This is a genomic window from Sporichthyaceae bacterium, from assembly GCA_036269075.1.
Lineage (GTDB): Bacteria > Actinomycetota > Actinomycetes > Sporichthyales > Sporichthyaceae > DASQPJ01.
The window spans coordinates 65048-88126 of record DATASX010000016.1 but is presented as its reverse complement, the minus strand read 5'-3'; the positions used below and the strand labels follow the sequence as shown (position 1 = coordinate 88126).

The 23079-nt window shown below is 71.5% G+C and carries 26 protein-coding genes and 2 rRNA genes; 13 read left to right on the top strand and 15 right to left on the bottom strand.

Going from position 1 to position 23079, the window contains the following annotated elements:
- The 5 genes from VHU88_03120 to VHU88_03100 form a co-directional block, all read left to right on the top strand.
- Positions 1-415: ribosomal RNA gene (locus VHU88_03120) — 23S ribosomal RNA — on the top strand; the annotation flags it as partial.
- Positions 416-528: 113 nt separating this feature from the next.
- A 5S ribosomal RNA gene (rrf, locus tag VHU88_03115) occupies positions 529-645 on the top strand.
- 1217 nt (positions 646-1862) lie between these two features.
- On the top strand, positions 1863-2630 hold the full coding sequence (locus tag VHU88_03110; GenBank protein ID HEX3610654.1) for a hypothetical protein: 768 nt from the start codon (positions 1863-1865) through the stop codon (positions 2628-2630).
- Positions 2627-3664 (top strand): HAD-IIA family hydrolase, encoded by a 1038-nt coding sequence (locus tag VHU88_03105; protein ID HEX3610653.1) that lies wholly within the window; start codon positions 2627-2629, stop codon positions 3662-3664. The genes VHU88_03110 and VHU88_03105 overlap by 4 nt, the downstream gene beginning before the upstream one ends.
- Positions 3657-4409, top strand: coding sequence for a hypothetical protein (locus VHU88_03100; GenBank protein HEX3610652.1), 753 nt, complete (start codon positions 3657-3659; stop codon positions 4407-4409). The genes VHU88_03105 and VHU88_03100 overlap by 8 nt, the downstream gene beginning before the upstream one ends.
- Here the strand turns inward: VHU88_03100 and VHU88_03095 are convergent.
- A complete protein-coding gene (locus VHU88_03095; protein ID HEX3610651.1) occupies positions 4388-5173 on the bottom strand; it encodes an inositol monophosphatase family protein in 786 nt (261 codons plus the stop codon). The genes VHU88_03100 and VHU88_03095 overlap by 22 nt on opposite strands.
- A 155-nt stretch (positions 5174-5328) precedes the next feature.
- Here VHU88_03095 and VHU88_03090 point away from each other — a divergent pair, with 155 nt between their 5' ends.
- Positions 5329-5820 carry a DUF2231 domain-containing protein gene (locus VHU88_03090; protein ID HEX3610650.1) on the top strand — a complete coding sequence of 164 codons (492 nt, stop codon included), beginning with the start codon at positions 5329-5331 and terminating at the stop codon, positions 5818-5820.
- 21 nt (positions 5821-5841) lie between these two features.
- Here the strand turns inward: VHU88_03090 and rsgA are convergent, their stop codons facing one another.
- Together rsgA and aroA are read right to left on the bottom strand one after the other, a co-directional pair.
- Positions 5842-6807 carry a ribosome small subunit-dependent GTPase A gene (gene rsgA / locus VHU88_03085; GenBank protein HEX3610649.1) on the bottom strand — a complete coding sequence of 322 codons (966 nt, stop codon included), beginning with the start codon at positions 6805-6807 and terminating at the stop codon, positions 5842-5844.
- Positions 6808-6854: 47 nt separating this feature from the next.
- On the bottom strand, positions 6855-8126 hold the full coding sequence (aroA, locus tag VHU88_03080; protein HEX3610648.1) for a 3-phosphoshikimate 1-carboxyvinyltransferase: 1272 nt from the start codon (positions 8124-8126) through the stop codon (positions 6855-6857).
- A 79-nt stretch (positions 8127-8205) separates the two neighbouring features.
- Here aroA and VHU88_03075 point away from each other — a divergent pair, with 79 nt between their 5' ends.
- From VHU88_03075 to VHU88_03060, 4 genes are all read left to right on the top strand, one after another.
- Positions 8206-8835: an alpha/beta family hydrolase gene (locus VHU88_03075; GenBank protein HEX3610647.1), complete on the top strand. Its 630-nt coding sequence runs from the start codon at positions 8206-8208 to the stop codon at positions 8833-8835.
- 151 nt (positions 8836-8986) lie between these two features.
- Complete coding sequence (locus VHU88_03070) at positions 8987-9598, top strand: sigma-70 family RNA polymerase sigma factor (protein HEX3610646.1); 612 nt, start codon at positions 8987-8989, stop codon at positions 9596-9598.
- On the top strand, positions 9595-9873 hold the full coding sequence (gene rsrA / locus VHU88_03065; GenBank protein HEX3610645.1) for a mycothiol system anti-sigma-R factor: 279 nt from the start codon (positions 9595-9597) through the stop codon (positions 9871-9873). Before VHU88_03070 ends, rsrA begins: the two co-directional genes overlap by 4 nt.
- A gap of 355 nt (positions 9874-10228) precedes the next feature.
- Positions 10229-10912 carry an HD domain-containing phosphohydrolase gene (locus VHU88_03060; GenBank protein ID HEX3610644.1) on the top strand — a complete coding sequence of 228 codons (684 nt, stop codon included), beginning with the start codon at positions 10229-10231 and terminating at the stop codon, positions 10910-10912.
- Here the strand turns inward: VHU88_03060 and VHU88_03055 are convergent.
- The 3 genes from VHU88_03055 to VHU88_03045 all read right to left on the bottom strand — a co-directional run bounded on the left by VHU88_03055 (position 10819) and on the right by VHU88_03045 (position 12065).
- Positions 10819-11214, bottom strand: coding sequence for a DUF393 domain-containing protein (locus VHU88_03055; protein HEX3610643.1), 396 nt, complete (start codon positions 11212-11214; stop codon positions 10819-10821). The two genes, VHU88_03060 and VHU88_03055, sit on opposite strands and share 94 nt — an antisense overlap.
- 7 nt (positions 11215-11221) lie before the next feature.
- Positions 11222-11794 carry a DUF5317 family protein gene (locus VHU88_03050; GenBank protein ID HEX3610642.1) on the bottom strand — a complete coding sequence of 191 codons (573 nt, stop codon included), beginning with the start codon at positions 11792-11794 and terminating at the stop codon, positions 11222-11224.
- Between the two features lie 64 nt (positions 11795-11858).
- Positions 11859-12065 carry a hypothetical protein gene (locus VHU88_03045; protein HEX3610641.1) on the bottom strand — a complete coding sequence of 69 codons (207 nt, stop codon included), beginning with the start codon at positions 12063-12065 and terminating at the stop codon, positions 11859-11861.
- Between the two features lie 18 nt (positions 12066-12083).
- Here VHU88_03045 and VHU88_03040 point away from each other — a divergent pair, with 18 nt between their 5' ends.
- Positions 12084-12827, top strand: coding sequence for a hypothetical protein (locus tag VHU88_03040; GenBank protein HEX3610640.1), 744 nt, complete (start codon positions 12084-12086; stop codon positions 12825-12827).
- Between the two features lie 29 nt (positions 12828-12856).
- Here VHU88_03040 and VHU88_03035 read toward each other — a convergent pair whose 3' ends face one another.
- The 7 genes from VHU88_03035 to VHU88_03005 form a co-directional block, all read right to left on the bottom strand.
- Positions 12857-13558: a hypothetical protein gene (locus VHU88_03035; protein ID HEX3610639.1), complete on the bottom strand. Its 702-nt coding sequence runs from the start codon at positions 13556-13558 to the stop codon at positions 12857-12859.
- Positions 13559-13725: 167 nt separating this feature from the next.
- On the bottom strand, positions 13726-15327 hold the full coding sequence (locus tag VHU88_03030; protein HEX3610638.1) for a sodium:solute symporter: 1602 nt from the start codon (positions 15325-15327) through the stop codon (positions 13726-13728).
- Positions 15324-15533: a DUF3311 domain-containing protein gene (locus VHU88_03025; protein HEX3610637.1), complete on the bottom strand. Its 210-nt coding sequence runs from the start codon at positions 15531-15533 to the stop codon at positions 15324-15326. The genes VHU88_03030 and VHU88_03025 overlap by 4 nt, the downstream gene beginning before the upstream one ends.
- A 104-nt stretch (positions 15534-15637) precedes the next feature.
- Positions 15638-16660 (bottom strand): biotin synthase BioB, encoded by a 1023-nt coding sequence (gene bioB, locus VHU88_03020; GenBank protein HEX3610636.1) that lies wholly within the window; start codon positions 16658-16660, stop codon positions 15638-15640.
- 48 nt (positions 16661-16708) lie between these two features.
- Positions 16709-17464 (bottom strand): dethiobiotin synthase, encoded by a 756-nt coding sequence (gene bioD, locus VHU88_03015; protein ID HEX3610635.1) that lies wholly within the window; start codon positions 17462-17464, stop codon positions 16709-16711.
- An 88-nt stretch (positions 17465-17552) separates the two neighbouring features.
- Positions 17553-18710 (bottom strand): 8-amino-7-oxononanoate synthase, encoded by a 1158-nt coding sequence (locus tag VHU88_03010; GenBank protein HEX3610634.1) that lies wholly within the window; start codon positions 18708-18710, stop codon positions 17553-17555.
- 38 nt (positions 18711-18748) lie between these two features.
- Positions 18749-19699 carry a DUF2785 domain-containing protein gene (locus VHU88_03005; GenBank protein ID HEX3610633.1) on the bottom strand — a complete coding sequence of 317 codons (951 nt, stop codon included), beginning with the start codon at positions 19697-19699 and terminating at the stop codon, positions 18749-18751.
- Between the two features lie 186 nt (positions 19700-19885).
- On the opposite strand from VHU88_03005, the gene VHU88_03000 reads away from it, so the two are divergent.
- Positions 19886-21382 (top strand): histidine kinase N-terminal domain-containing protein, encoded by a 1497-nt coding sequence (locus VHU88_03000; protein ID HEX3610632.1) that lies wholly within the window; start codon positions 19886-19888, stop codon positions 21380-21382.
- Positions 21383-21456: 74 nt separating this feature from the next.
- Here VHU88_03000 and VHU88_02995 read toward each other — a convergent pair whose 3' ends face one another.
- Positions 21457-21708: a WhiB family transcriptional regulator gene (locus VHU88_02995; protein HEX3610631.1), complete on the bottom strand. Its 252-nt coding sequence runs from the start codon at positions 21706-21708 to the stop codon at positions 21457-21459.
- A 410-nt stretch (positions 21709-22118) separates the two neighbouring features.
- On the opposite strand from VHU88_02995, the gene VHU88_02990 reads away from it, so the two are divergent.
- Entirely contained in the window at positions 22119-22487 is a 369-nt protein-coding gene (locus tag VHU88_02990; protein HEX3610630.1) for a hypothetical protein, read from the top strand.
- Between the two features lie 150 nt (positions 22488-22637).
- On the opposite strand, the gene sodN is transcribed toward VHU88_02990, so the two are convergent.
- On the bottom strand, positions 22638-23030 hold the full coding sequence (sodN, locus tag VHU88_02985) for a superoxide dismutase, Ni (GenBank protein HEX3610629.1): 393 nt from the start codon (positions 23028-23030) through the stop codon (positions 22638-22640).
- Positions 23031-23079 lie beyond the last annotated feature (49 nt).

Here is a 23079-nt window from a genome sequence, read left to right as displayed (position 1 = left end):
ATGGTTTGGCACCTCGATGTCGGCTCGTCGCATCCTGGGGCTGGAGTAGGTCCCAAGGGTTGGGCTGTTCGCCCATTAAAGCGGTACGCGAGCTGGGTTTAGAACGTCGTGAGACAGTTCGGTCCCTATCCGCTGTGCGCGCAGGAGACTTGAGAAGGGCTGTCCCTAGTACGAGAGGACCGGGACGGACGAACCTCTGGTGTGCCAGTTGTTCCGCCAGGAGCACCGCTGGTTGGCTACGTTCGGAAGGGATAACCGCTGAAAGCATCTAAGCGGGAAGCTCGCTTCAAGATGAGGTCTCCCACAGGGTTAACCTGGTAAGGCCCCCAGCTAGACGACTGGGTTGATAGGCCGGATGTGGAAGCACGGTAACGTGCGGAGCTGACCGGTACTAATAGGCCGAGGACTTGACCACTCACTCTCACTCTTCGAGTGTCGTGAATTTTTGCTACGCGTCCACTGTGCAGTTCCCGAGATACGGTCGGGTCGCTGCTCCTCCGGGAGCGCGCGACGATATCTCAATAGAGTTTCGGCGGTCATGGCGAAGGGGAAACGCCCGGCTCCATTCCGAACCCGGAAGCTAAGCCCTTCAGCGCCGATGGTACTGCACTGGTGACGGTGTGGGAGAGTAGGACGCCGCCGGACATTCTTTCGATAGGGGTCGCCGAATGGCGGCCCCTATCGCTTTTTGCGTGTCCGGTTCGAATAGTCGAGGTGTGCAGATGTCCGAGCAACGTCCGTCTTCCGGCAGCGGCAAAGCCCGCGGCGGCCCACGTCCGACCGGGGCAGGTAAGTCGGCCGCGAACTCTGCGGGTCGTCCGCGGACAGGCTCCGGCAGACCAGGCGATGCCCCCGGCAAGCGCGGCGCAAATTCGTCGGGCTCGTACGGTTCCGGCGCGGGGCGGTCCGGGCATGGTGGCCCGCCGCGCGGCGATTCCGGCGGCAATTCTTCGCGCGGAAATGAATTCCGTGGCCGTGGCAATTCTGATTTCGATAACGGACGTCGCTCGCCCGATTCTCCCGGCGCTTCCTCGGGCCGATCTGAGGACCGGCCTCGTCGTTCTTTCGGCAGCGGACAGAGCCCAGCCGGTGGGGGAGGCGGCGGGCAGAGTCGTTACGGTGGTCCCCGCGACGGCGCCGCTCGACGTCGGGTAGGTGACCGTGAGGGCGGTCGGGCCGGCGGTGCTCCGCGTGGTGAGGGCCAGGCCCGTTTCGGCGGCGCTCCCCGCGACGGCGCCGCTCGACGTGCGGTAGGTGACCGTGAAGGTGGACGTCCCGGTGGCTTCGTCGGCACGGGCCGCGGGGGCAGCCACGGGCGGCCCGGGGGTTCCGGTGGTGATGAGGCTCGGCGTCCGCAGCGCGAGGGTGGGCAAGGCCGGAGTTTCGATCGAGGGGCGCAGCCGAGCGGCAGACCGCCCCGCGCCGGTGCGGGCGGCGACGGCCCGCGGGGCCCCCAGGGACACGGCCGGGTCGGGGATTCCGCGACAGGTCGACGCCAGCCCCAGCGGGGGGCCGAGCGATCGGCGTTCCGCGGCTTCGGCGATGCTGCTGAGGTGAACGCGCAGCGGTCGGACGGCCCGCGTAATTCCGGCGGCCCGCGCACTTCCGGTGGACCGGCCCGCGGTGGGGCAGGAGTTGTCGGCCGCGACCGGCCCGAGGCGCGTGGCGGCGGTCGGCCGGCGGGGCCCGGGGAGCGTCGGGGGGCGAATGCTGCTCGAGGCTCGGAGCGTGGGGCGCCGCGACGCTCGGATGCGCCTGGCGGAGTCGAGTCCCGCGGCCGCGGCCCGGGGCGTCGCGACTTCGCGGAGTCGACCCCGCGTCCGGCGGGTCCGGCCGTCGACGCGGACATCACCGGTCGCGAGTTGGACAAGGACGTCCTGCGCGAGCTGACCACGTTGCGGGCTGAGGCCGCCGAGGCGGCGGCCAAGCACCTGGTGATGGCTGCGCGCCTGATCGACGAGGACCCCGACGCGGCCTACGAGCACGCGATGGCTGCCCGACGTTGTGGACCTCGGGTCGGCGTCATTCGGGAAGCCGTCGGGCTGGCGGCCTACGCCGCCGAGAAGTGGACCGAGGCGCTGGCCGAGCTGCGGGCGGCCCGACGGATCTCGGGCAACGCCGAACACTGGCCGGTGATGGCCGACTGCGAGCGCGCCCTCGACCGCCCCGAGCGCACCTTGGCGATGGCCGCCGACCCGGAGGCCAAGCGATTGGACCGCGCCGGAACGGTCGAGATGCGGATCGTCGTCGCCGGCGCCCGGGCCGACCTGGGCCAGCTCGACGCCGCCGTGGTCACACTGCAGACCCCGGATCTCAACGAGACAGCGGTCACCGACTGGTTGGCGCGGCTGCGGTTCGCCTACGCCGCGGCGCTCGAGGCGGTGGGCCGGATGGAGGAGGCCCGGCTCTGGTTCAGCCGCGCGGCCGACGTCGATCCGGAGGGCGACACCCCGGCGGCCGAGCGACTGCTCGAACTTGACGGGGTCGCGTTCACCGAGACCGAGGTCGGCGACTTCGAGGGCGGCGAACAATTCGAGGGCGGCGAACAATCCGAGGAAGATGACGGGGTTGTGCTCGAGCACTCCGAGGCGCCCGGGCCGGCGCCGGCCGAAGGGACGCACGAAGCGTGACCGAACCGGACCGGAGTGCACTGACCCGAGGCCTCGAGCGGCCGCCCGCGGAGAGCTACGACGCGGCACTGCTCGACCTGGACGGGGTCGTGTACGTCGGTCCGGCAGCCGTGCCCCACGCCGTCGACGCGCTGGCCGCGGCCCGGAAGGTGGGCATGCGGCTGGCCTTCGTCACCAACAACGCCTCCCGAACCCCCCAGGCGGTCGCTGCTCACCTGCGCGAGCTCGGCATCCCCGCGGACGCCGACGAGGTGGCCACCTCCGCCCAGGCCGCGGCGCGGATCGTGGCCGAGCTGGTCCCACCCGGCTCGGCCGTCCTGGTGGTCGGCGGTGCGGGCCTCGAGCAGGCCGTCGTCGACCGCGGACTGCATCCGGTCCGGGTCTACGACTCCCAGGTCGCCGCGCTCGTGCAGGGCTATCACCCCACCGTCGCCTGGACGCATCTGGCTGAAGGCACGTTCGCGGTCCGCGGTGGCGTCCCGTGGATCGCCAGCAACACCGACCTGACCATCCCCACCCCGCGGGGCATCGCCCCGGGCAACGGCACACTGGTCAACGTGATCCGCACGGCCACCGGCGTCGACCCGATCGTCGCCGGCAAGCCGGAGCTCGCGCTGCACGCGGAGTCCGCCGAGCGCGTCGGCGCGCGGCACCCGCTGGTGGTCGGCGACCGACTCGACACCGACATCCTCGGTGCCGACCGGGCCGGTGCCGACAGCCTGCTGGTGCTCAGCGGGGTCACCGACGCCGCCGAACTGCTCGCCGCGCCGCCGGACCGCCGACCCACGTTCTTGTCCGCCGACCTGCGCGGGCTGCTGCGTCCACACGACCCGGTCGCCGCGACCGACGAGGGCATCGCGGTGGGCGGCTGGTTCGCCTCGGTCCGCGACGGCCGCCTGGAACTGACCGGCGACGGAGTGCTCAGTGAAGGTCTGCGGGCCGCGTGCGTGGCCTGGTGGGCGAACCCGGGCGACCACCTCGCACCAGCGCTGCGCCGATTGGAGAAGTGTCGCTCGGAGCAAGCCGATGGCTGAAGCCGCGGTCCTGCGCGCGGCGACCGACCGATCGCCGGGCGACCTGGCGGTCGCGGCGACGATCTTCGGGTGGATCACCGCGGTGCTGCTGGCCGACCGGCACGCCTCGCTGCTGCAGCAGCGGCTGTTGGGCGTGGCCACCTGGGCGGTGCTGGTCGCGCTGCTGTTCCGGGAGCCGCCCCTGGTCCGGGCCCAGGTCGCGATCGTGGTCGCGTTCGCGACCGCGGTGGAGTACACCTTCTCCCCGTTCCTGGGGGTGTACGTCTACCGGCTGCACAACGTGCCCGCATTCGTCCCGCCCGGGCACGGGCTGGTCTACCTGTGCGCGTTGGCGATCGGCCGCACCCGCTGGTTGCACCGCTACCGACGCGAGTTCGTCATCGCGACCGTGCTGCTCGGCGGCAGCTACGCGCTGATGATGCTGCTGCGACCCAGGCACGACGTGCTGGGCGCGTTCTGGTTCGCCTGTCTGGTCGGTTTCCTGCGCCTGGGGCGCTCACGGACGTTGTACGTCGGGGCGTTCGCGATCGTCACCTACCTGGAACTGCTCGGCACGCATTTGGCCACCTGGACCTGGCAGCCGCACGACCCGACCGGGATCGTCAGCATCGGCAACCCGCCCAGCGGGGCCGCCGGCGGCTACGGCTGGTTCGACCTCGCGGCGTTGTTCGGCGCCCCGGCCCTGCTGCGGCTGACCACCGGGGTGCGACGGCGCTCGGTCGTTCAGGAACCCGAACTGGTCTGAACGAACTTCAGTGCGGCCTCGTGGAGGCGGCCGTTGCTGGCCAGCGCGCTGCCCCCGGCCGGCCCGGGTCCACCGTTGAGGTCGGTGAACGTCCCGCCGGCCTCGGTGACGATCAACGCGACCGCGGCCAGGTCGTGCAGTGCCACCTCGGGCTCGGTGGCCACGTCGAGCGTGCCCTCGGCCAGCAGCATGTACGACCAGAAGTCGCCGTAGGCGCGGGTGCGCCAGCAGGCCCGGGTCAGGTCCAGGAAGCCGGGCAGCAACCCGCGCTCCTCCCACCCGGACAGGCTCGAGTACGACAACGAGGCATCGGCCAGCGACCCGACCGCGGAAACCCGGCAGGGCGTGCCGTCCGCCGGGCCGGGACCGGTGAACGCCCCCGCTCCCGCACCGGCCCACCAGCGGCGCCCCAACGCGGGCGCCGAGACCACGGCGGCGATCACCTCGGCCCCGTCCATCAGCCCGATCAGGCTGGCCCACACCGGTACGCCGCGGACGAAGTTCTTGGTGCCGTCGATCGGGTCGATCACCCAGCGGCGTGCGGCGGACCCGGTGTCGGCGAACTCCTCACCGTGCACGGCGTCCTGGGGCCGTTCGGTCGCCAGGATCTCCCGCAGCCGTTCCTCGACGCCGCGGTCCGCGTCGGTCACCGGGGTCAGGTCGGGCTTGGCCTCGACGCGCAGGTCGACAGCGCGGAACCGGTCGGTGGTGATCGCGTCGGCGGCGTCGGCCAGCCGGTGGGCCAGGGCTAGGTCGTCGAGCACGAACCGGACTCTAGTGGCCAATAGCCGGACGTCATCCCGGCGAGTCGGGGGTGACACGACCCTGAAACCTCCGCACATAACCCTTCACATGGCACAAGCCGGGCAGCGGTGGTGCTCGAATGAAACCTGTGATCACCGAGCTTTAGGAGCCGAGGTTGTTCGACACCTTCACCGGTCTGCCGATGCACGTACTGGTCATCCATCTCGTCGTGGTGCTGGTACCGCTCAGCGCGATGGCAACCATCGCCGTGTTCCTGCGTCCGACCTGGCGGGAGCGATACGCCGCTCCCGTCGCGGCGTTGAACGTCGCGATGCTCGTGCTGACCTTCGTCACGGTGGAGGCCGGCTGGGACCTGCAGTCCCGTTATCGAAAGTTGGGTGACACGCAGGCGCCCAAGAACCACCACGAGGGCTTGGGCAAGGCCCTGCTGATCATCGTCCTGGTGCTGGCGGTGGCCTCGGTGGGCACGTGGGCGGGCGGGGTCGCCAAGCTGCCCGCGCTCGCCGTCACCGGCCTGGCCGGTCTGGTCGCGGGGCTGGCGGTGGCCTCGATCGTGTTGACCGTGCTGACCGGCGACGCGGGGTCGCGGTCGCACTGGGCGGACTTCATCAAGAGCTCGGACAAGGCCGCCGCCAACCACCAGTGACCGCCTGTCAGTGACTGCCGGTCAGTGGCCGGTGTCGTCGCCGGTCGTCCGCGCCCGCAGCAGTCGCCGCAACGAGTCCAGCCGCGCCGGATCGGCGTGGCCGGCCGCGACCCAGGCGTCCAACGCGCATTCCGGTTCGTCATGGCTGCAGCCGCGAGGGCAATTCTCGGCACCGGGGGCGAGGTCGTCGAACGCTCGCAACACCGAAGCCGGACTGACGTGCGCCAGTCCGAAACTGCGGACCCCGGGGGTGTCGATCACCCAACCGCCGCCGGGCAGTTCCAGCGCCACCGCGGAGCTGGATGTGTGTCGGCCGCGCCCGGTCACTGCGTTCACGTGCCCGACCGCCCGGTCGCTGCCCGGCACCAACGCGTTGACCAGTGTCGACTTGCCGACCCCCGAGTGGCCCACCAGCACGCTGGCCCGGCCGGCGAGAAGTGGTCGCAGAGCGTCCGCTCCCGTCACGCGGTCCACCGCGATCGCGTCGACCCGCAGCGGGGCGTAGGCCGCGAGCAACGCGGCCGGATCGCCCAGATCCGACTTGGTCAGGCACAACAGCGGTACGAGGCCGGCGTCGTAGGCCGCGACCAGGCACCGGTCGATCATCCGCGGTCGCGGCTCCGGGTCGGCCACGGCGGTGACGATCACCAGCTGGTCGGCGTTGGCCACCAGCACCCGCTCGACGGGGTCGGCGTCGTCGGCGCTGCGGCGCAGCACCGAGGTCCGGTCCTCGACCCGGACCACCCGGGCCAGCGTGTCCGGCTCCCCGGACACGTCGCCGACCAGGCCCACCCGATCGCCCACGGCCAACGCCCGACGACCCAGCTCCCGGGCCTTCATCGCCACCACCTCGCAGAGTGGATCGCCGTCCAGCCGGACGGTCACCCGCCCGCGGTCCACGGCCACGATCTGCCCGCCGGTCGCGTCGGAGTGCGCCGGCCGCAGCCGACTACGTGGTCGAGAGCCCCGACCGGGCCGGACGCGCACGTCGTCCTCGTCGAGGTGCTCGGTCCGGTCCGAGCGCGGGCGGCGGCTCAGGCGACTCGCCCCAGCATTGCCTGCCACATCCCGACGAACCCGGGCAGCGTCTTGTCGGTCGTCTCGACGTCCTCGACCTCGATGCCGTCGACGAGCAGGCCGAGCAAGGCCCCGGTGGTCGCCATCCGGTGGTCGGCATAGGTGTGGAACACGCCGGGCCGCAGCGGCCGTGGCCGGATCACCAGCGAGTCGCCGGAGTCGGTCACGTCGCCGCCGAGCCAGTTCAACTCCGCCGCCAGCGCGGCCAGGCGATCGGTCTCGTGGCCCCGCAGGTGACCGATGCCGCGCAGGTTGCTCGGACCGTCGGCCAGGGCCGCGATCCCGGCGATGGTCGGCACCAGCTCGCCGACCTCGCGCAGGTCCGCGTCGATCCCGTTGACCTGCCCGGTGCCGCGCACGAGCAGGCCGTCGGTACGGAACGAGCACTCGGCGCCCATCCGGGCCAGCAGACTGCGCAACGCGTCGCCGGCCTGCTCGGTGGACCGCGGCCACCCGCGCACCACCACCTCACCACCGGTCACCAGCGCGGCGGCCAGGAACGGGGCGGCGTTCGACAGGTCGGGCTCGACCGCGAGCTCGCCCAGCTTGATCGGTCCGGGGGCCACCCGCCAGCGGTCCGGTTCCCGGTCGTCGACGTCCACCCCGGCGGCGCGCAGCATCGAGACGGTCATGCGGATGTGCGGCAGCGACGGCAGCGGGCCGCCGAAGTGGCGGACCTCGACGCCCGCCGCGAACCGGGGCGCGGCCAGCAGCAGTCCGCTGACGAACTGGGAGGATGCCGACGCGTCCAACGTCACCGGGCCGCCGGGCAGCCCGCCCGCGCCGTGGACCGCGAACGGCAGCGCGTCGCCGGTGATGCTCGCGCCCAGGTCGCGCAGCGCCCCGAGCACCGTGCCCATCGGTCGTTCCCGGGCCCGCGGGTCGCCGTCGAAGTGGACCTCACCCGCCGCCAGCGCCGCCACCGGCGGCAGGAACCGCATCACGGTCCCGGCCAACCCGCAGTCGACGTCGGCCGGGCCGCACAACTGCCCGGGCCCGACGATCCAGTCGCCGGATTCGGTGTCGCGGACCGGGACGCCCAGGCTGCGCAGGGCCGCGGCCATCAACTCGGTGTCGCGGGAGCGCAGCGGGCGGCGCAGCGCCGCCCCGGACTGGGACAGCGCGGCGAGCACCAACGCCCGGTTGGTGATCGACTTGGACCCCGGGACGTCCACCTGAGCACGCACCGGCCCGGCGGCGCGGGGCGCGGGCCAGTGGGCAACGGTCACATCGGACAATTGTAGTCGGCCCGCCCCGGGGGCCGGTGCGCGCGGTGATTGAGCGTCAGAACAGCTGCGGAGTTGCGAAGTGACGACCGATCAGATCCAGATCGAGACCCCGGTCGGGCCGGGGCGGGCCACCGTGCACCGCGCGGGCCGCAAGAAACTCGGGACCTTGGTGCTCGGCCACGGGGCCGGCGGCGGCATCGACGCCCGCGATCTGGTCGCGTTGGCAGCCGCGCTGCCGTCCCGGGGGGTGAGCGTGGTGCTGGTCGAGCAACCGTGGCGACTGGCCGGGCGCAAGGTCGCCGGGCCGCCCAAGCAGTTGGATGCGGCGTGGATCGCAGTGCTGGCCGCGCTGCGCCCCGCTGGGCCGCTGGTGGTCGGGGGTCGCTCGGCCGGAGCCCGGGTGGCCTGCCGGACGGCGTTGACCGTCGGTGCGGATGCCTGCCTGGCACTGGCCTTCCCGCTGCACCCGCCAGGCCGCCCCGAGCGCTCCCGGGCCGCGGAACTGCTCGAGTCCGGGGTTCCGACGTTGGTGGTGCAGGGCGAACGCGACCCGTTCGGCGGCCCGGCCGAGTTCCCCTCGGGCACCCGGATCGTCGGCCTGCCGTGGGCGGACCACTCCTTCGGCGTCCCGGCCAAGGCCGGCCTGGGGCCGAGCGAGACCACCGATCGCATCGTCGGCGCGGTGCTCGATTGGTGGCCCGGCCGCTGAGCCCGGGAATCGTCGGCGGTTTCTCGTGGTTCCGCCAAGTGTTCACGGTCAAGCGGTTTTCCTCGAGCACGGGTTTGGGAGTGCGATGCCGACGGCGTGCCTGGCACCACCGATGGCGACGAAGCCAGTTCGCCGCCTAGGCTCGGTGTCGATGACCACTGCCGAGAGCACCCAGGCTCGGGCCGACAGGTTCGAGCGCGAGGCCTTGCCCTACCTCGACCAGCTCTACGCGGCCGCGATGCGCATGACGCGCAACCCGTCCGACGCCGAGGACCTGGTCCAGGAGACGTTTGCCAAGGCGTTCGGGGCCTTCCACCAGTTCGAGACCGGCACCAACCTGAAGGCCTGGCTGTACCGGATCCTCACGAACACGTTCATCAACTCCTACCGCAAGAAGCAGCGCGAGCCGCTGCAGAGCGCGTCCGAGGACATCGAGGACTGGCAGCTGGCCCGGGCCGAGTCCCACACCTCCAGCGGGTTGAAGTCCGCCGAGGTCGAGGCGCTCGAGCACCTGCCGGACAGTGACGTGAAGGCCGCCCTGGCCGAACTGCCCGAGGAGTTCCGCATCGCGGTGTACCTCGCCGACGTCGAGGGCTTCGCCTACAAGGAGATCGCCGAGATCATGGGCACTCCGCTGGGCACCGTGATGTCGCGCCTGCACCGCGGTCGTCGAGCGTTGCGCGACCGGCTCACCAGTTACGCCCGGGAGCGCGGTGTCGTGCGCCCCACCACCGAGGACGCCGCCGGAGAGCAGGACGTATGAGTAACGGGCTGCCGCATTTCACCTCCTGTGCCGACGTACTCGCGCGGGTCTACGAGTTCATCGACCACGAGCTCGCCGACGCCGACTGCGCCAAGATCCAGGAGCACCTCGACGAGTGCGGGCCGTGCCTGCACCAGTTCGGGCTCGATCAGATCGTCAAGGACGTGGTGAAGCGTGGGTGCGGCTGCGAGCCGGTGCCGGAGGAGCTGCGCAGCCGGGTGATGTGCCGGATCCGTGAGGTCCAGGTCCAGATCGTCACGGTCGAGGAGATCTGAGCCACCGGAACCGCTGAGACGACCCTGATCCGACGAGAGCCCCGGGCGCGCGCGCTCGGGGCTCCTTGCGCTCGGCGGTCAGGAGTTCGGACGCCGACCGTGGTTCGCCTTCGACTTCTTGCGGCCCTTGCGACGGCGCGCCCTTCTGCCCATCGACTGCTCCGTTCGTCGCCGGGCGACACAGATCCGCCCGCTCTGAATCCATCCTCCCACGGGCGCGGTGCGCGCTCGCCCTCGGCCGACCCCGCGACCGTGACCGTTTCTTGGTGAAACCTCCGTGGTCCCACAGACCTCAAGTGACTATTGTGACTAAAGGGTCATTCGGTGCCAATGGGCCGGATGTGGGGAGGATCAGATGGGTTTCGGGTCGGTGCCCGCAACGCGTCGTCCGGCGGTCGGGGAAGGTGCCGGCTCCGTCGCGGCGCTACTGGCGGCCGTGGCGGTGAAGGACCCGTACACCGCGGGTCATGCGCACCGGGTCGCCGTGGGTGCCGAGCTGATCGGTCGCGGATTGGGACTGCCCCCGGAGCGCTGCGCGCAGCTGCGGCTGACCGGTCTGCTGCACGACATCGGCAAGCTGGCCGTGTCGACCCCGGTGCTGCGCAAGTCCGAGGAACTGACCGCCGCCGACGTCGCCGAACTGCACGACCACCCGGCGCGGGGCGTGGACCTGCTGGCCGACCTGGAGGTGCCCGCCGAGGTGCTCGCCGGCGTGCTGCACCACCACGAGCGGATGGACGGCGCCGGGTACCCGGACCGGTTGGCCGCCGGAGCGATCCCGGAGTTCGCCCGGGCCGTGGCCGTCGCCGACGCGTATGACGCCATGACCACCCGACGCCCTTACGGACGGGTGCGGACCCCGGTCGAGGCGTTGGACGAGCTGTGGTCGGCCGCCGGGACCCAGTTCGACCCGGTCATGGTCGCGGCCTTCGCCGACGCGCTGCGTCAGTTGCTGCCGGCGCCGTCCGAGGGGGACTTCATCGCGCAGGTCGGGTCGCCGCCCGGCAACCGCCAGCGGTTCTTCGCGACCACCCGGTAGCCCCCGTGCGCCACCCAGCGGAACGGTGGCACGCGTAACACCGCGCCGAGGACCGCCCACGGCCCGCCGCAGTCGAGCAGCAACTTGGCGATGGCCTGCGCGCCGCCGAAGACCCGGCCGTCCGGTTGCACCCAGAGCACCTCGTGGCGGGCCCGGGCGCGCGGGATCCCCAACCCGGCCAGGTCGACGCGCTGCCAAGGCTTGAACTGCGCCTCGGTCGGCAGGCGCCGGGCGGCGAAGCGGACGCAGCGGTTGCAGAAGCCGCAGTCGCCCTCGTAGATCATCAGCGCCCGGTGTGCCACCGGCTCATCATGCCCCCTGGAGCAACCAGGGTGCCGTCGGATCGAAGACTCCTCGCCGGCGCCGCAACGCGGTGAAGACGCACAAGCCGGCCCCGGCGGCGATCGCGATGTCGCCGAGGCTGTCGATCTCCCGGTGTCCGGGCAGCGGGACTGCCACCCGGTCGGCGAGCGCGGGCACCTTGGTCCCGCGTCCGGAGACGACGTGGTTGTGCTCGGTGCCGGCCGAGATCGGCGCGGTGGCGACGCCGGCCCGGTCGGCCGACTCCAGGTCGACCGGCATCGCGCCGTTGGCCACGACGACGATCGCATTCAGCAGCATGCCCAGCGCCGCCAGTGGGACGCCGGGGACGTGCAGGTTCCGCATGGCGAACTGGAGCATCAGCGTCGTCGCCAGGATCACGGCCGCGCAATAGCCGGGGCTCCCGCTCGCGCCGAGCAGTGGCTCGCAGAACAGCACCGACACCGACGCGAGCAGCAGGGCCGGCGTCCGCAGGCGATGCCCCCGGATCCGCCCGGCGCGTCCGCCGCTCACCCACCCCGCCAGCGCGGCCAGCAACATCACGATCACCGTCAGCCCCATGTGCCCAGTTTCGCAACTCGGGCTCGCTCAGCCCGGTTACGACATGGCGCCGATCGGAAGCGGCTCAGGAAGCCGGGGTGGGCAGGGTGCCGTGCTCGCTGCAGCGGGCGGTCCAGCTGCGTGGGGTTACCTGGACGACCATCCGCCGCCGGCAGTGCGGGCAGAACCGGGGCGGCTCGAGCGCCCGGGCAACCCGGCACGCCGCGTGGTCGCCCACGGCCTCGGGGTCGCCGCAGCGGTCGCAGTAGTGGGGGGCGGAACTGTCCGGCACGGCTCGTAGGGTACTTACATGACAGCGCTTGGTGCCGTTCCGGACGTCGACCCCACATTCGAGATCCTGCTGCCCCGCCCGGCAGACGCGGTTTGGCTGGCCTTCCGTGACCCGGAGCTGGTCAAGCGGTGGTACGGCTGGGAGTTCGACGGGCTCGACGAGGAGATCAAGGCGCTGTTCGTCGAGGGCGCGGTGGCCGACCGCGACTCGCGCTCGATCCACATCGGCGGGCACCTGTTCACGTTCATCCCGGCCGAGCAGAACACCCACCTGAAGGTCGCCCGGCGGGCGCCGCGGGCCGCCGACGACGAGATCGACTGGGCCGCGCAGTACGACGACATCGAGGAGAGCTGGATCGGCTTCCTCCAGCAGTTCAAGTTCAGCCTGGCCCGCCATCCGCAGGAGCGCCGCCGGACGGTGTTCCGGGCCGGTGTGGCCCGCAGCGGGATGCCGACCCCGCTCGGCGACCTGCTCGGGCTGGCCACCGCGGCACGGACCCCGGCGGGGGAGCCCTACCTGGCCGACGTCGGTCCGGGCGAGCGGCTCGAGGGCGAGATCTGGTACCGGACGACCCTGCAGCTCGGCCTGACCGTCGACGGCTGGGGCGACGGGCTGCTGGTGCTGGCGCATCCGCCATCCGCGCCGGAGCCGTTCGCCTACGCGACCATGACGCTGACCGCCTACGGTCTCGACGACGCGGCGCACGCCGACCTCGAGGCCCGCTGGGGCAAGTGGTGGTCGGCACGGTACGAGGAGGACTGAGACACCGGTTCGCGAGATCCGAGTGCCGGTTACGGCACGTGCATCTTGAGCTGTCCGGCGATCTTGCCGTTGGTCAGCCCGCAGGCGTCGTACTCGTAGTTGATCGTGTAGTCGCCGCCCTTGCGGTACTTCTTCTTGAGTTGGTACCGGTCGGCCACCTCGTGGACCATCCGCTTCTCCCCGGCCAGCGCGCAGCGCTGCGCCTTGGTCGGGGCGGTGTAGGAGGTGCCGTCGCCCCAGTCCAGGTGCTCGTAGATGCCGATGTCGCGCTTGGCCGGGATCGGGTACTCCTCGATCTGGCCGGTCTTCGTCGAGTACGGCCGGAACACGTAACCCGCGAAGGTCAAGGTGATGACCAGGTCCCGGTCGTGCCGTTCGTAGGCCAACGTGATGCGCAGTTCCGGGGTCTCCTGCGGAGTCTGCGGCGCGGCGTTCGGGGCGGCACTGGGCGGCGCTGCGTTGGGTTGGGCGGCGTTGGGTTGCGCGGCGTCGGGTTGTCCCGCCGGCGCTGTCGTCGGTGGCGCGGTCACCGCGCCGTTCGGCCCGTCCAGCAGGACGGCCCCGACCGGGGCGTACGCCACTGCGACGGCACTGCCGGCGCCGCTGGTCCCTGCCACACCCGCGGTGGCCAAGGCCACCCCCGCGACGACCACGGCGCTGATCGTGGTGATCCGGCGCAGGTCCTTCCGATCGGCCGCGCGGCCGGCGGCCCGGTGCTGTCGCCGGGACACGTGCTGCCCACCTTGCATCTGTTCCCCCAGCAGCGGTGACTACGTGCGGAGTGAACGCATCCGCCACTCCGGATACACACCCGGCTGAAAACCAATTCAGTCCCAGGAGTCACTTTTCTAACACGAGTGCACTGCCGGATCGGGGACGCGCGCCGTGCGCCGAGACCTCAGGCCGGGACGGTCGCCGGGTCGAAGTTGTAGTCGGCCGCGGAGGTCGCGTCGACGCCCGCGCGGGCGCCGAGCAGCCGCAGCACCGGGGTCAGCGCAACGGCCACCAGGAGATTGATCAGCACGGCCACGAAGCCGGGATAGATGACGATCTTGGTGTCCAGGCCGAGATGGCTCAGCGCGTACGAGGAACCGCCGAAGTGCTGCTTGTGCTTGGCCGGGTTCGGCGTCACGTAGAGCATCCACATGCCGATGAAGAGTCCGGCGGCCCAGCCGGCCAGCAGTGCCCAGCGGTGGAACCACCGGGTGTAGAGGCCGCCCACGATCGCGGGCAACGTCTGCAGGATGATCACCCCGCCGATCAGTTGCAGGTCGATCGAGAACTGCGGGTCGACCTCCAGGATCACCGCGACCGCCCCGGCCTTGACCAGCAGGGAGACCAGCTTGCTGACCTGGGCCTGTTCCTTGTGCGAGGCGTTCGGCCGCACGTAGGGCAGCCAGATGTTGCGGCTGAACAGGTTCGCCGCGGCGATCGACATGATCGCGGCCGGCACCAGCGCGCCGATGCCGATCGCGGCGTAGGCGACGCCGGCGAACCAGGACGGGAACTCGTGGGCGAACAACAGCGGCACGACGGTGTTGGGGTCGGGCTTGCCGTGGCTGGTGACCGGCTTGATGCCGGCGGCGATCGCCATGAAGCCGAGCATCGCGATCAGCCCGAGCACGACGCTGAAGGCGGGCAGGCCGGCCATGTTCTTCTTGATCGTGGCGCGGTCGCGGGCGGCGAACATCGCCGTCATCACGTGCGGGTAGAGGAACAACGCCATCGCCGAGCCGACGTAGAGGGTCAGGTAGCCGGGGATCTGCGGGTGGGTCAGCGTCAGGCTGCCGGTGTGCGTGGTGGCGAACTTCTGGTCCGCGGCGGCGAAGATCCGGTGGAATCCGTGCAGCTTGATCGGGATCGCGATGATCGCAACGATCACCACCAGGTAGATCAACGTGTCCTTGACGAACGCGATCACCGCCGGAGCGCGCAGGCCCGCGGTGTAGGTGAATGCGGCCAGGATCACGAACGAGATGATCAACGGCCACTCGTCGATCCCGAGCACCTCGTGGTTTCCGATGCCCAGGGTCTCCAGCACCGCCTGCACGCCGGCCAGTTGCAGCGCGATGTAGGGCAGGGTCGCCACGATCCCGGTGATCGCGATCGCCAGCGCCAGCATCGGCGAGCCGTGCCGCAGCTGGACGAAGTCGGCCGCGGTCACGCAGCCGTTGGCCTTGGCCACCGACCACATGCGCAGCGCGACGAAGAAGATCATCGGGTAGACGATCGCGGTGTAGGGGACCGCGAAGAATCCCAGTGCTCCGGCGCCGTAGACCAGCGCGGGCACTGCGACGAAGGTGTACGCGGTGTACAGGTCGCCGCCGATCAGGAACCAGGTGACGAACCCGCCGAACCGGCGCCCGCCCAGGGCCCATTCCTCCAGGTGGTCCAGACTCTCGGCACGCCGCCAACGCGAGGCCAGGAAGCCCAGACTCGCGACCCCGCCGAAGAGCACCAGGAAGACCGTCAGCGCTACCCCGTCGACCTGGGGGCTCACTTGTCGCCGCCGGTGTCGTCGCCCTTACCGCCGCGCTCGAGCACGAGCACGGCTACCGCGGCCAGGGCGGAAAACGGGACGAGCAGCAGTTGGCCCCAGTAGAAGAAGGGGATGCCGTCCAGCGCGGGAGTGCGCCGGTTGAACACCGACGGCACCAGGCAGGCGACGATCGGGATGAGCAGGAGCCATCCGGCGTGCTTACGCAACGCGCACCTCCGACGTCCGCGGCGCTGTTGCGGAAACCGTAGGTGTCGGACGGGGGTTACGTGCCGTTATCGGCCCGGGAACGCTCCCGCGCGTCGCGCCGGACTCAGACCGCGGCGGCGATCGCCTTGATCGGCATCGAGAGTTCGCGGAGCAGGTCGAGGTCCTCCGACGGGTCCCGGCCCAGGGTGGTCAGGTAGTTGCCGACGATCACGGCGTTGATGCCGCCGAGCAGTCCGTCGCGGGTGCCGAGATCACCCAGGGTGATCTCGCGGCCGCCGGCGAACCGCAGAATGGTGCGCGGCAGGGCGAGGCGGTAGGCGGCGATCGCGCGCAGGGCGTCGGCGGCGGTGAGTGGTTCGAGGTCGCCGAAGGGGGTACCCGGGCGCGGGTTGAGGAAGTTCAGCGGGACCTCGTCGGGCTCCAGCGCCGCGAGTTGGGCGGCGAACTCGGCGCGTTGTCCCAGGGTCTCGCCCATGCCGAGGATGCCGCCGCAGCAGACCTCCATGCCGGCTTCGCGGACCATCGACAGGGTGTCCCAGCGCTCTTCCCAGGTGTGGGTGGTGACCACGTTGGTGAAGTAGGAGCGGGCGGTCTCCAGGTTGTGGTTGTAGCGGTGCACGCCGATCTGCGCGAGTTCGTCGACCTGTTCCTGGGTGAGCATGCCCAGGGATGCGGCGACCTGGATGTTCACGGCGGCCTGGATCGCCGCGACGCCTTCGCGCATCTGGCTCATCAGTCGGGCGTCGGGGCCGCGTACGGCCGCGACGATGCAGAACTCGGTGGCTCCGGTCGCGGCGGTGGCCTTGGCCGCCTCGACCAGCGAGGGAATGTCCAGCCAGGCAGAGCGCACCGGGGAGGTGAACTGGCCGGACTGGGAGCAGAAGTGGCAGTCCTCCGGGCAGCCGCCGGTCTTCAGCGAGACGATGCCCTCGACCTCGACCTCCGGGCCGCACCAGCGCATCCGCACCGCGTGGGCGAGGGCCAGCAGGTCCGGCACGGCTTCGTCGGGCAGGTTCAGCACCGCCAGGACGTCGGCCTCGGTCAGCCCGATGCCCTGCTCCAGGACCAGTTCGCGAGCGCGGACCAGGACGTCGGGCAGCGTGCCTTCGGCTGCGATCTGCGTCACGACGGTCACCGATGCACTCCCGCGGGTCGATGGATTCGTAGGCTGTGCTTATCGTTCGGACTCCTGCTCATGGGTGCTCCTTCGTCGCGCCCATGACTCAGTTCGCCCGAATTCTGCCGCATCGAACTTCCCCCCGAGCGGGGGAGCCAGACCCTTCCGGGCTTCCGCGAGGAATGTCACCCCGTCGAGCGCGCCAATGTTAGCAGCCATTAACCCGGCGAGCGGGCGGGCGGCCAGGGTGGTGAGGTCCTCCACGTTGCAGCGGGCGGCGAGGTCGGGCTCGGCCGGCCAGGACCCGATGACCAGGCCGGCGGGCTCCAACCCACGGTGGGCCATCGCCTCCAGCGTCAACGCGGTGGCGTTCAGGGTGCCCAGGCCTGGTTCGGTGACGACGAGCACCGGGACTTTCAGGTTGCGGGCCAGGTCGGCCAGCGTGGCGCCGTCGGCGGTGTAGCGGACGAGCAACCCGCCTGCGCCCTCGACCAGCACGAGCCGGTGCAGGCAGGCGAGGTCGGCGATCCGCTCGGCCGCAGCGTCCAGGTCGACCGGCGCCAGGCCGCTGGTCCGCGTGGCCGCCTCGGGGGACAGCGGGTCGGGGTACCGGGCGAACTCGTGGAGGTTCGTGGCACCGGACAGGGCGGCGATCCGGGCGAGGTCGCCGGGCTCGTCGGGACCGACGCCGGTCTGCGCGATCTTCACCACCGCGACGTCGGACCCGCGATCCAGCGCAAGGGCCGCCAGCGCCGCGGTGACGATCGTCTTGCCGACCCCGGTCCCCGTCCCGGTGACCACGAGCACGCTCACGAGACACCATCTTCTGCGTGTGTCCGCGCCCTTCCGGGCTGCGGGAAGGGCGCGGACACACGCAGAAGATGCGGAGTTGCGGGGCGGGTCATCGGTCGGTGGCTTGGGCGACGGCGGCCGCGGCGGCCAGGGCGGCGGCGGCGCGGTCGAGGTCCTCGGGGCGCAGCGTGGCGTGCGCGGTCAGGCGCAGTCGGCTCCAGCCGTCCGGTACCGACGGGGGTCGGAAGCAGCCGACCCGGACACCGGCCTCCAGGCACGCCGCCGCGCAGGCCAGCGCCACCTCCGGCTGCCCGATCCGGATGCCGACCACGGCCCCGCCCGGTTGCGGGGCATCGAAGCCGGCCTGGCGGGCGAGCCGCTGCAGGTCGCGCGCCCGGGCGCGAACCGCGCCCGCCAGCCGCGGATCGGCCCGCAGCAGTTCCAGCGCGGCCAAGCCCGCGCCGGCCGCGGCCGGGGCCAGGCCGGTGTCGAAGATGAAGCTGCGGGCGCTGTCGACCAGGTGCTCGACCACCCGGCGCGGACCGGCGACCAGCCCGCCCTGGGTGCCCAGCGACTTGGACAGCACGCCGGTGACGACCACGTCGGGGGCCCCGGACAGCCCGGCCTCGTGCACGGTCCCGCGGCCTTCCGGTCCGATGACGCCGATCGCGTGGGCCTCGTCGACGATCAGCCCGGCGCCGTGCCGACGGGCGGCCGCGGCGAGGGCGGCCAGCGGTGCCACGTCGCCGTCGACGGAGAACACCCCGTCGGTCACCACGACCGCGCGCTCCTCGGCACGTGCGGCCAACACCGCCTCGACCGCGACCGGGTCGCAGTGCGCAGTCACCTCGACCCGGGCGCCGGACAGCCGGCAGGCGTCGATCAGGGAGGCGTGGTTGATCGCGTCGGAGACGATCAGCGTGCCGGGGCCGGTCAGTGCCGTGACCGCGCCGATGTTGGCCAGATACCCGGAGGAGAAGCACAGCGCGGCCTCGGCGCCGAACAGGTCCGCCGCGGCGGCCTCGAGCTCGGCGTGCAACGCGGTCGACCCGGTGACCAGTCGCGACCCGGTCGAACCGGCGCCCCACTCCTTCAACGCCCGGGTCGCCGCGGCGAGCACGTCGGGGTGGCCTGCCAGGCCGAGATAGTCGTTGCCTGCCAGGTCGAGCACGCCGTCCTCGGACTGCCGCGGCCGCAGCCGCCGCCGCAGGCCGTCGGCCTCCCGCTGCGCCGCCCGGGCATCGACCCAGTCGAACGGGCCGCTCATGCCGTCACTGTGCCTCATTGATCCGCTCGCGAGCTCGCTCATGCCTCACTCCGGGAGGCGAACGGGCCGGTCGTGCGCAATGCCGCCTGGAGCACGGCCAGCAGGTCCACCCGGACCGTCGGTGGGGCCGGGTACCGGTGGGCCTCCGCGTTCGCCGGGTGCACCCCCAGCAGAAGCTGCAGGTGCAGGGCCCGCACGAAGCGCATCGTGTTCGACAGGTGCGCCGGGATCGGCTCGTCGCCCACGCCGCAACCGTCCCAGGCCTCGCTCAACCGGCGTACCCAGGGCTCCAACAGCGCCAGGTCGACCACGTCGCGGTGCAGCAGCGACATCGTGGCCAGCGCCAGGCGGTCCTCCTCACGACCGACGAAAACCGCGTCGGTGCCGGTAAGCAGCCGATCGGCGACCGCGTCGAGCAGCACCATCAGGCCACCCTCGTCCAGGTGCCGGGATCGGGCCAGCGCACCGACCAGGTCGGCGCCGTGCGCGACCGCGTGGGCCCGTCCGGCGCCCGGGATCCGGTCGCGCAGGTCCTGCTCGGAGGTCAGCCAGGCCAGCCCGCGGTCGCCCCAGGCCAGCACGGTCTCCGGGTGGACGCGGGGCCGGATGCTGTCGCGGTCGATCACCGCCGCTAGCGCCCGGGCCGAGAAGGAGCGGCGCAGCACCGTGTGGGTGCCGCGTTCGCCGAGCCCGGAACGCAGCCCGTCGGTCAGCCCGTCGCCGAGACCCGGCAGCAGGTCGTCGTAGTCGCCGCGGCCGATCCAGGCCAGCAGCACGGCCAGCCCGACCTCGTCGCGCAGGTGCGGGTCGGTCGCGCCGAGCAGCTCGACCAGCTCGACGGTCATGTCGTCCAGGCGCCGGTCGGTCGGCCGGTCGAAGTCGGCAGCGATCACCCGCTCCCAGAAGGTCGGGTCGCCCGCCGCGGCCGCCGGCTCGGGCGAGGTCGTCGACGCGGGCCATCCGCGGCCGCGGGGATCGACCTCGCTCAAGGTGCCTCCCCCGCCACGGACCCCACCGGCGCGGCTGCCGCCGGCCGACCGGACGTGCGTCGGACCGAGCCCGTCGTGCGTCCGCCTGCCGCCGAACCTACCTGCCCGGGCGTGCGCCCGCTGCAAGTTCGCCGACCGTCGCGGGCGGGCGCCGGGCCGCTGAGAACGAAGGCCTAGGGTCTGCGAGTGGCCTCGCTGAACGAGCTGATCCGGGCCGTCGCGGACCTGCCCGCGGCAGATCTCGACTGGCTGCACAGCCTGGTCGCGGACTGGCACCTGCTGGCCGACCTCTCGTTCTCCGACCTGGTCCTGTGGGTCCCCACCGACGACGGCGCGGCTTACCTGGCCGTCGCCCAGGTCCGACCGACGACCGGACCGACAGCATTCCAGGACGACCTGGTCGGCAGCCGCTGCGCCCGCGGGGCCCACCAGATGCTCGACGCCGCGCTGGAGAACGGTCGCATCGTCCGCCAGGGCGACCCGCAGTGGCGCCACGACGTCCCGGTGCGGGCCGAGGCGATCCCGGTGCGCCGCGGCGGCCGGATCCTCGGGGTGATCGCCCGCAACACCAGCCTGGTCTCCGTCCGCACCCCCAGCCGGCTGGAACTGACCTACCTGCAGTGCGCCGGTGACCTCGCCCGGATGATCTCCACCGGTCTGTTCCCGCAGATCGGCGCCTCCGCCGAGAGCAACGCGTTGTCCGACGGCTCGCCGCGGGTCGGCGACGGCCTGATCCGGCTCGACGCCGCCGGCGTGGTCAGCTACGCCAGCCCCAACGCGCTGTCGGCCTACCGGCGCCTGGGTCTGACAGCTGACCTGGTGGGCACCGAACTCGGCCTGCTGACCGCCGAGTTGGCCCCGTCGGTCGGGCCGGTCGAGGCCGCGGTCGGGCTGGTCGCGGGCGGCCGGGTGCCCCGGCGGATCCAGATCGAGACCGACACCGTCGTGGTCAACCTGCGGTCGATCCCGTTGACCGACGCCGCGACCCGCGTCGGGGCGATCGTGCTGCTGCGGGACGTCACCGAGGTGCGTCGCCGCGACCTGCAGCTGCTGACCAAGGACGCGACGATCCGCGAGATCCACCACCGGGTGAAGAACAATCTGCAGGCCGTGGCGGCGCTGCTGCGTATGCAGGCCCGCCGGATGGACGAGCCGCGGGCCCGGGAGGCGTTGAACGAGGCGGTTCGGCGGGTGGGGTCGATCGCGATCGTCCACGACACCCTTGCCGCCTCCGACGACGAGGTTGTGGTCTTCGACGTGATCGTCGACCGGGTGCTGGCGATGGTCGTCGACGTCTCGGCCGCGCCCGCGGCGCCACGGCCGCGCCGGACCGGGACGTTCGGGGAGTTGCCCGGCGCGCTGGCAACTCCGTTGTCGATGGTTCTGACGGAGTTGTTGCAGAACGCCTTGGAACACGGTGTGACCGATCAGTCCCGGCTGGTCGAGATTCGCGCCGTGCGGGACTCGGAACAACTGCACATCGATGTGGACGACGACGGGCGGGGTCTTCCGCCGGATTTCGACGACGTTCGATCGGCGAATCTGGGCCTGCGGATCGTGCGCACTCTGGTCGTCGGAGAGCTCGGCGGGAGCCTGGAATTCGGGCCGCGGCCCGGGGGTGGGACCCGGGTTTCCCTCGGGGTTCCGATCGGTGAACACCGGGGGTCGGGGCCGACGAAATGAGCAACCCCGGCCATCCTCGTGGGATGACCGGGGCTTGATGGCCGGTGCGCACGGCGGCGCGGGGCGGTGGGTCGTCAGACGACCCGTGCCCGAGCGCGTGCAGTGCGGCGTTTGAGTGCGCGACGCTCGTCCTCCGAGAGGCCGCCCCAGACGCCGGCGTCCTGCCCGGAGTCCAGCGCCCACTGCAGGCAGGTGTCGACGACATCGCAACGCCGGCACACAGCACGTGCCTCTTCGATCTGCAGCAGAGCAGGGCCGGTATTGCCGATGGGGAAGAACAGCTCGGGATCTTCGTCCCGGCAGACTGCGCGGTGGCGCCAGTCCATGGGTCTAGCTCCTAATGACGGCGGGGCGAAACGCCCCGGATTACTTTGGGCGGGCTGACGGTGCGGCGGTGCACCGGGCACTTACAAGTGAACGCGTTCACGAGCGATTTCGCTCTACTCGGACGCGGCATTTTCTGTGAGGTTCGGCACTGGGCTGCAGTCGTAGGTACCGCGGCCCGGGGCTCAGCCTGAACCAATGAGTAGCGCAGCACAAGGGCTCTCACCGAAAAATCGTGCATGCGCGTGGCGGATGCCACTCATCCAGGTAGAAAGTCGCACTCGCTGGGTGTTCCGCGGGGCCGGTGGGCGGGCAAAATGAGGGCCGCACGGGACGTTGCTGCCCGTGTCACGGCGGGGACACGGGAGTGGATTCGTGGTTGCGGCCTGCCGCATGTGCTACGGGGTGCCGGGTGGCTGCTGAGTCCCGACGCGGCAGTGCCCACCTGGCGGCGTTGTCCGTCCTCGGCCAGGCCTTCGTGCTCGGGCTGCTCGGGTTGTGGGCGGCGGTGCTCGGGGTGAGCGACAAGCCGCACGACCGGGTCGCGGACGCCCTGCTCGCCGTGCTGGCGGTGGCCGCCGGTGCGGGCCTGTTCCTGATGGGCCGGGGGCTGGAGGCGGGTTCGCGCTGGGCGCGCGCTCCGATCATGGTCTGGGAGTTGATCATGTTGCCGGTGGGGATCAGCCTGGCCCAGGGCATCCCGATCGCCGGCGCGCTGCTGCTGGCCAGTGCGGTCGTGGCGCTGGTCGGGGTCATCGCAGGGCAGGGCGCACAGGCCTGAGTCGGCGCTTGCGTTCTTCGAAGTTCTCTCGTCTTTCACGGGGAGCCTGGGCGGGCAACCCGGCGAAACACCGCCACCCGCCCTGCCAGGTCGACGTGCGACCGGCGGACGGGTGGCGGAGGTTGAGACGCTCGGTCCGGAACCGGAGAGCTAGGCCTTCGTCTCCCAGAAGATCTTGTCGATCTCGTCGATCTTCGTGAGCAACTGGTCGGCGACCGCGACGTCGGTCGAGCCCTTGGTCCCGCCCGCGCCGGCCAACTTGGTGGCCTCGTTGAACAGCTGATGCAGCTGCGGGTACTTCTCGAAGTGCGGCGGCTTGAAGTAGTCGGTCCACAGCACCCACAGGTGATGCTTGACCAGGTCGGAGCGCTCCTCCTTGATCTGCAGAGCGCGGGCGCGGAAGGCCGGGTCGTCGTTGCCGTGGTACTTCTCGACGATCGCCTTGACCGACTGCGCCTCGATGCGCGCCTGGGCCGGGTCGTACACGCCGCACGGGAGGTCGCAGTGTGCCTGCACCTCTTCGACACTGAGGAACCGCATCATCTGGTGTCTCCCTTCACCGAGCCATCGGGGGTTCTCGGGGCGCGAGCCC

Excerpts from the sequence above, each read along its gene's own strand:
- VHU88_03100 (HEX3610652.1), top strand. The coding sequence starts at position 3,657 with ATGGCTGAAGCCGCGGTCCTGCGCGCGGCGACCGACCGATCGCCGGGC.
- VHU88_03070 (HEX3610646.1), top strand. The coding sequence starts at position 8,987 with ATGACCACTGCCGAGAGCACCCAGGCTCGGGCCGACAGGTTCGAGCGC.
- rsrA (HEX3610645.1), top strand. The coding sequence starts at position 9,595 with ATGAGTAACGGGCTGCCGCATTTCACCTCCTGTGCCGACGTACTCGCG.
- VHU88_03060 (HEX3610644.1), top strand. The coding sequence starts at position 10,229 with ATGGGTTTCGGGTCGGTGCCCGCAACGCGTCGTCCGGCGGTCGGGGAA.
- VHU88_03050 (HEX3610642.1), bottom strand. The coding sequence starts at position 11,794 with ATGGGGCTGACGGTGATCGTGATGTTGCTGGCCGCGCTGGCGGGGTGG.
- VHU88_03040 (HEX3610640.1), top strand. The coding sequence starts at position 12,084 with ATGACAGCGCTTGGTGCCGTTCCGGACGTCGACCCCACATTCGAGATC.
- VHU88_03010 (HEX3610634.1), bottom strand. The coding sequence starts at position 18,710 with ATGAGCGGCCCGTTCGACTGGGTCGATGCCCGGGCGGCGCAGCGGGAG.
- VHU88_02995 (HEX3610631.1), bottom strand. The coding sequence starts at position 21,708 with ATGGACTGGCGCCACCGCGCAGTCTGCCGGGACGAAGATCCCGAGCTG.
- sodN (HEX3610629.1), bottom strand. The coding sequence starts at position 23,030 with ATGATGCGGTTCCTCAGTGTCGAAGAGGTGCAGGCACACTGCGACCTC.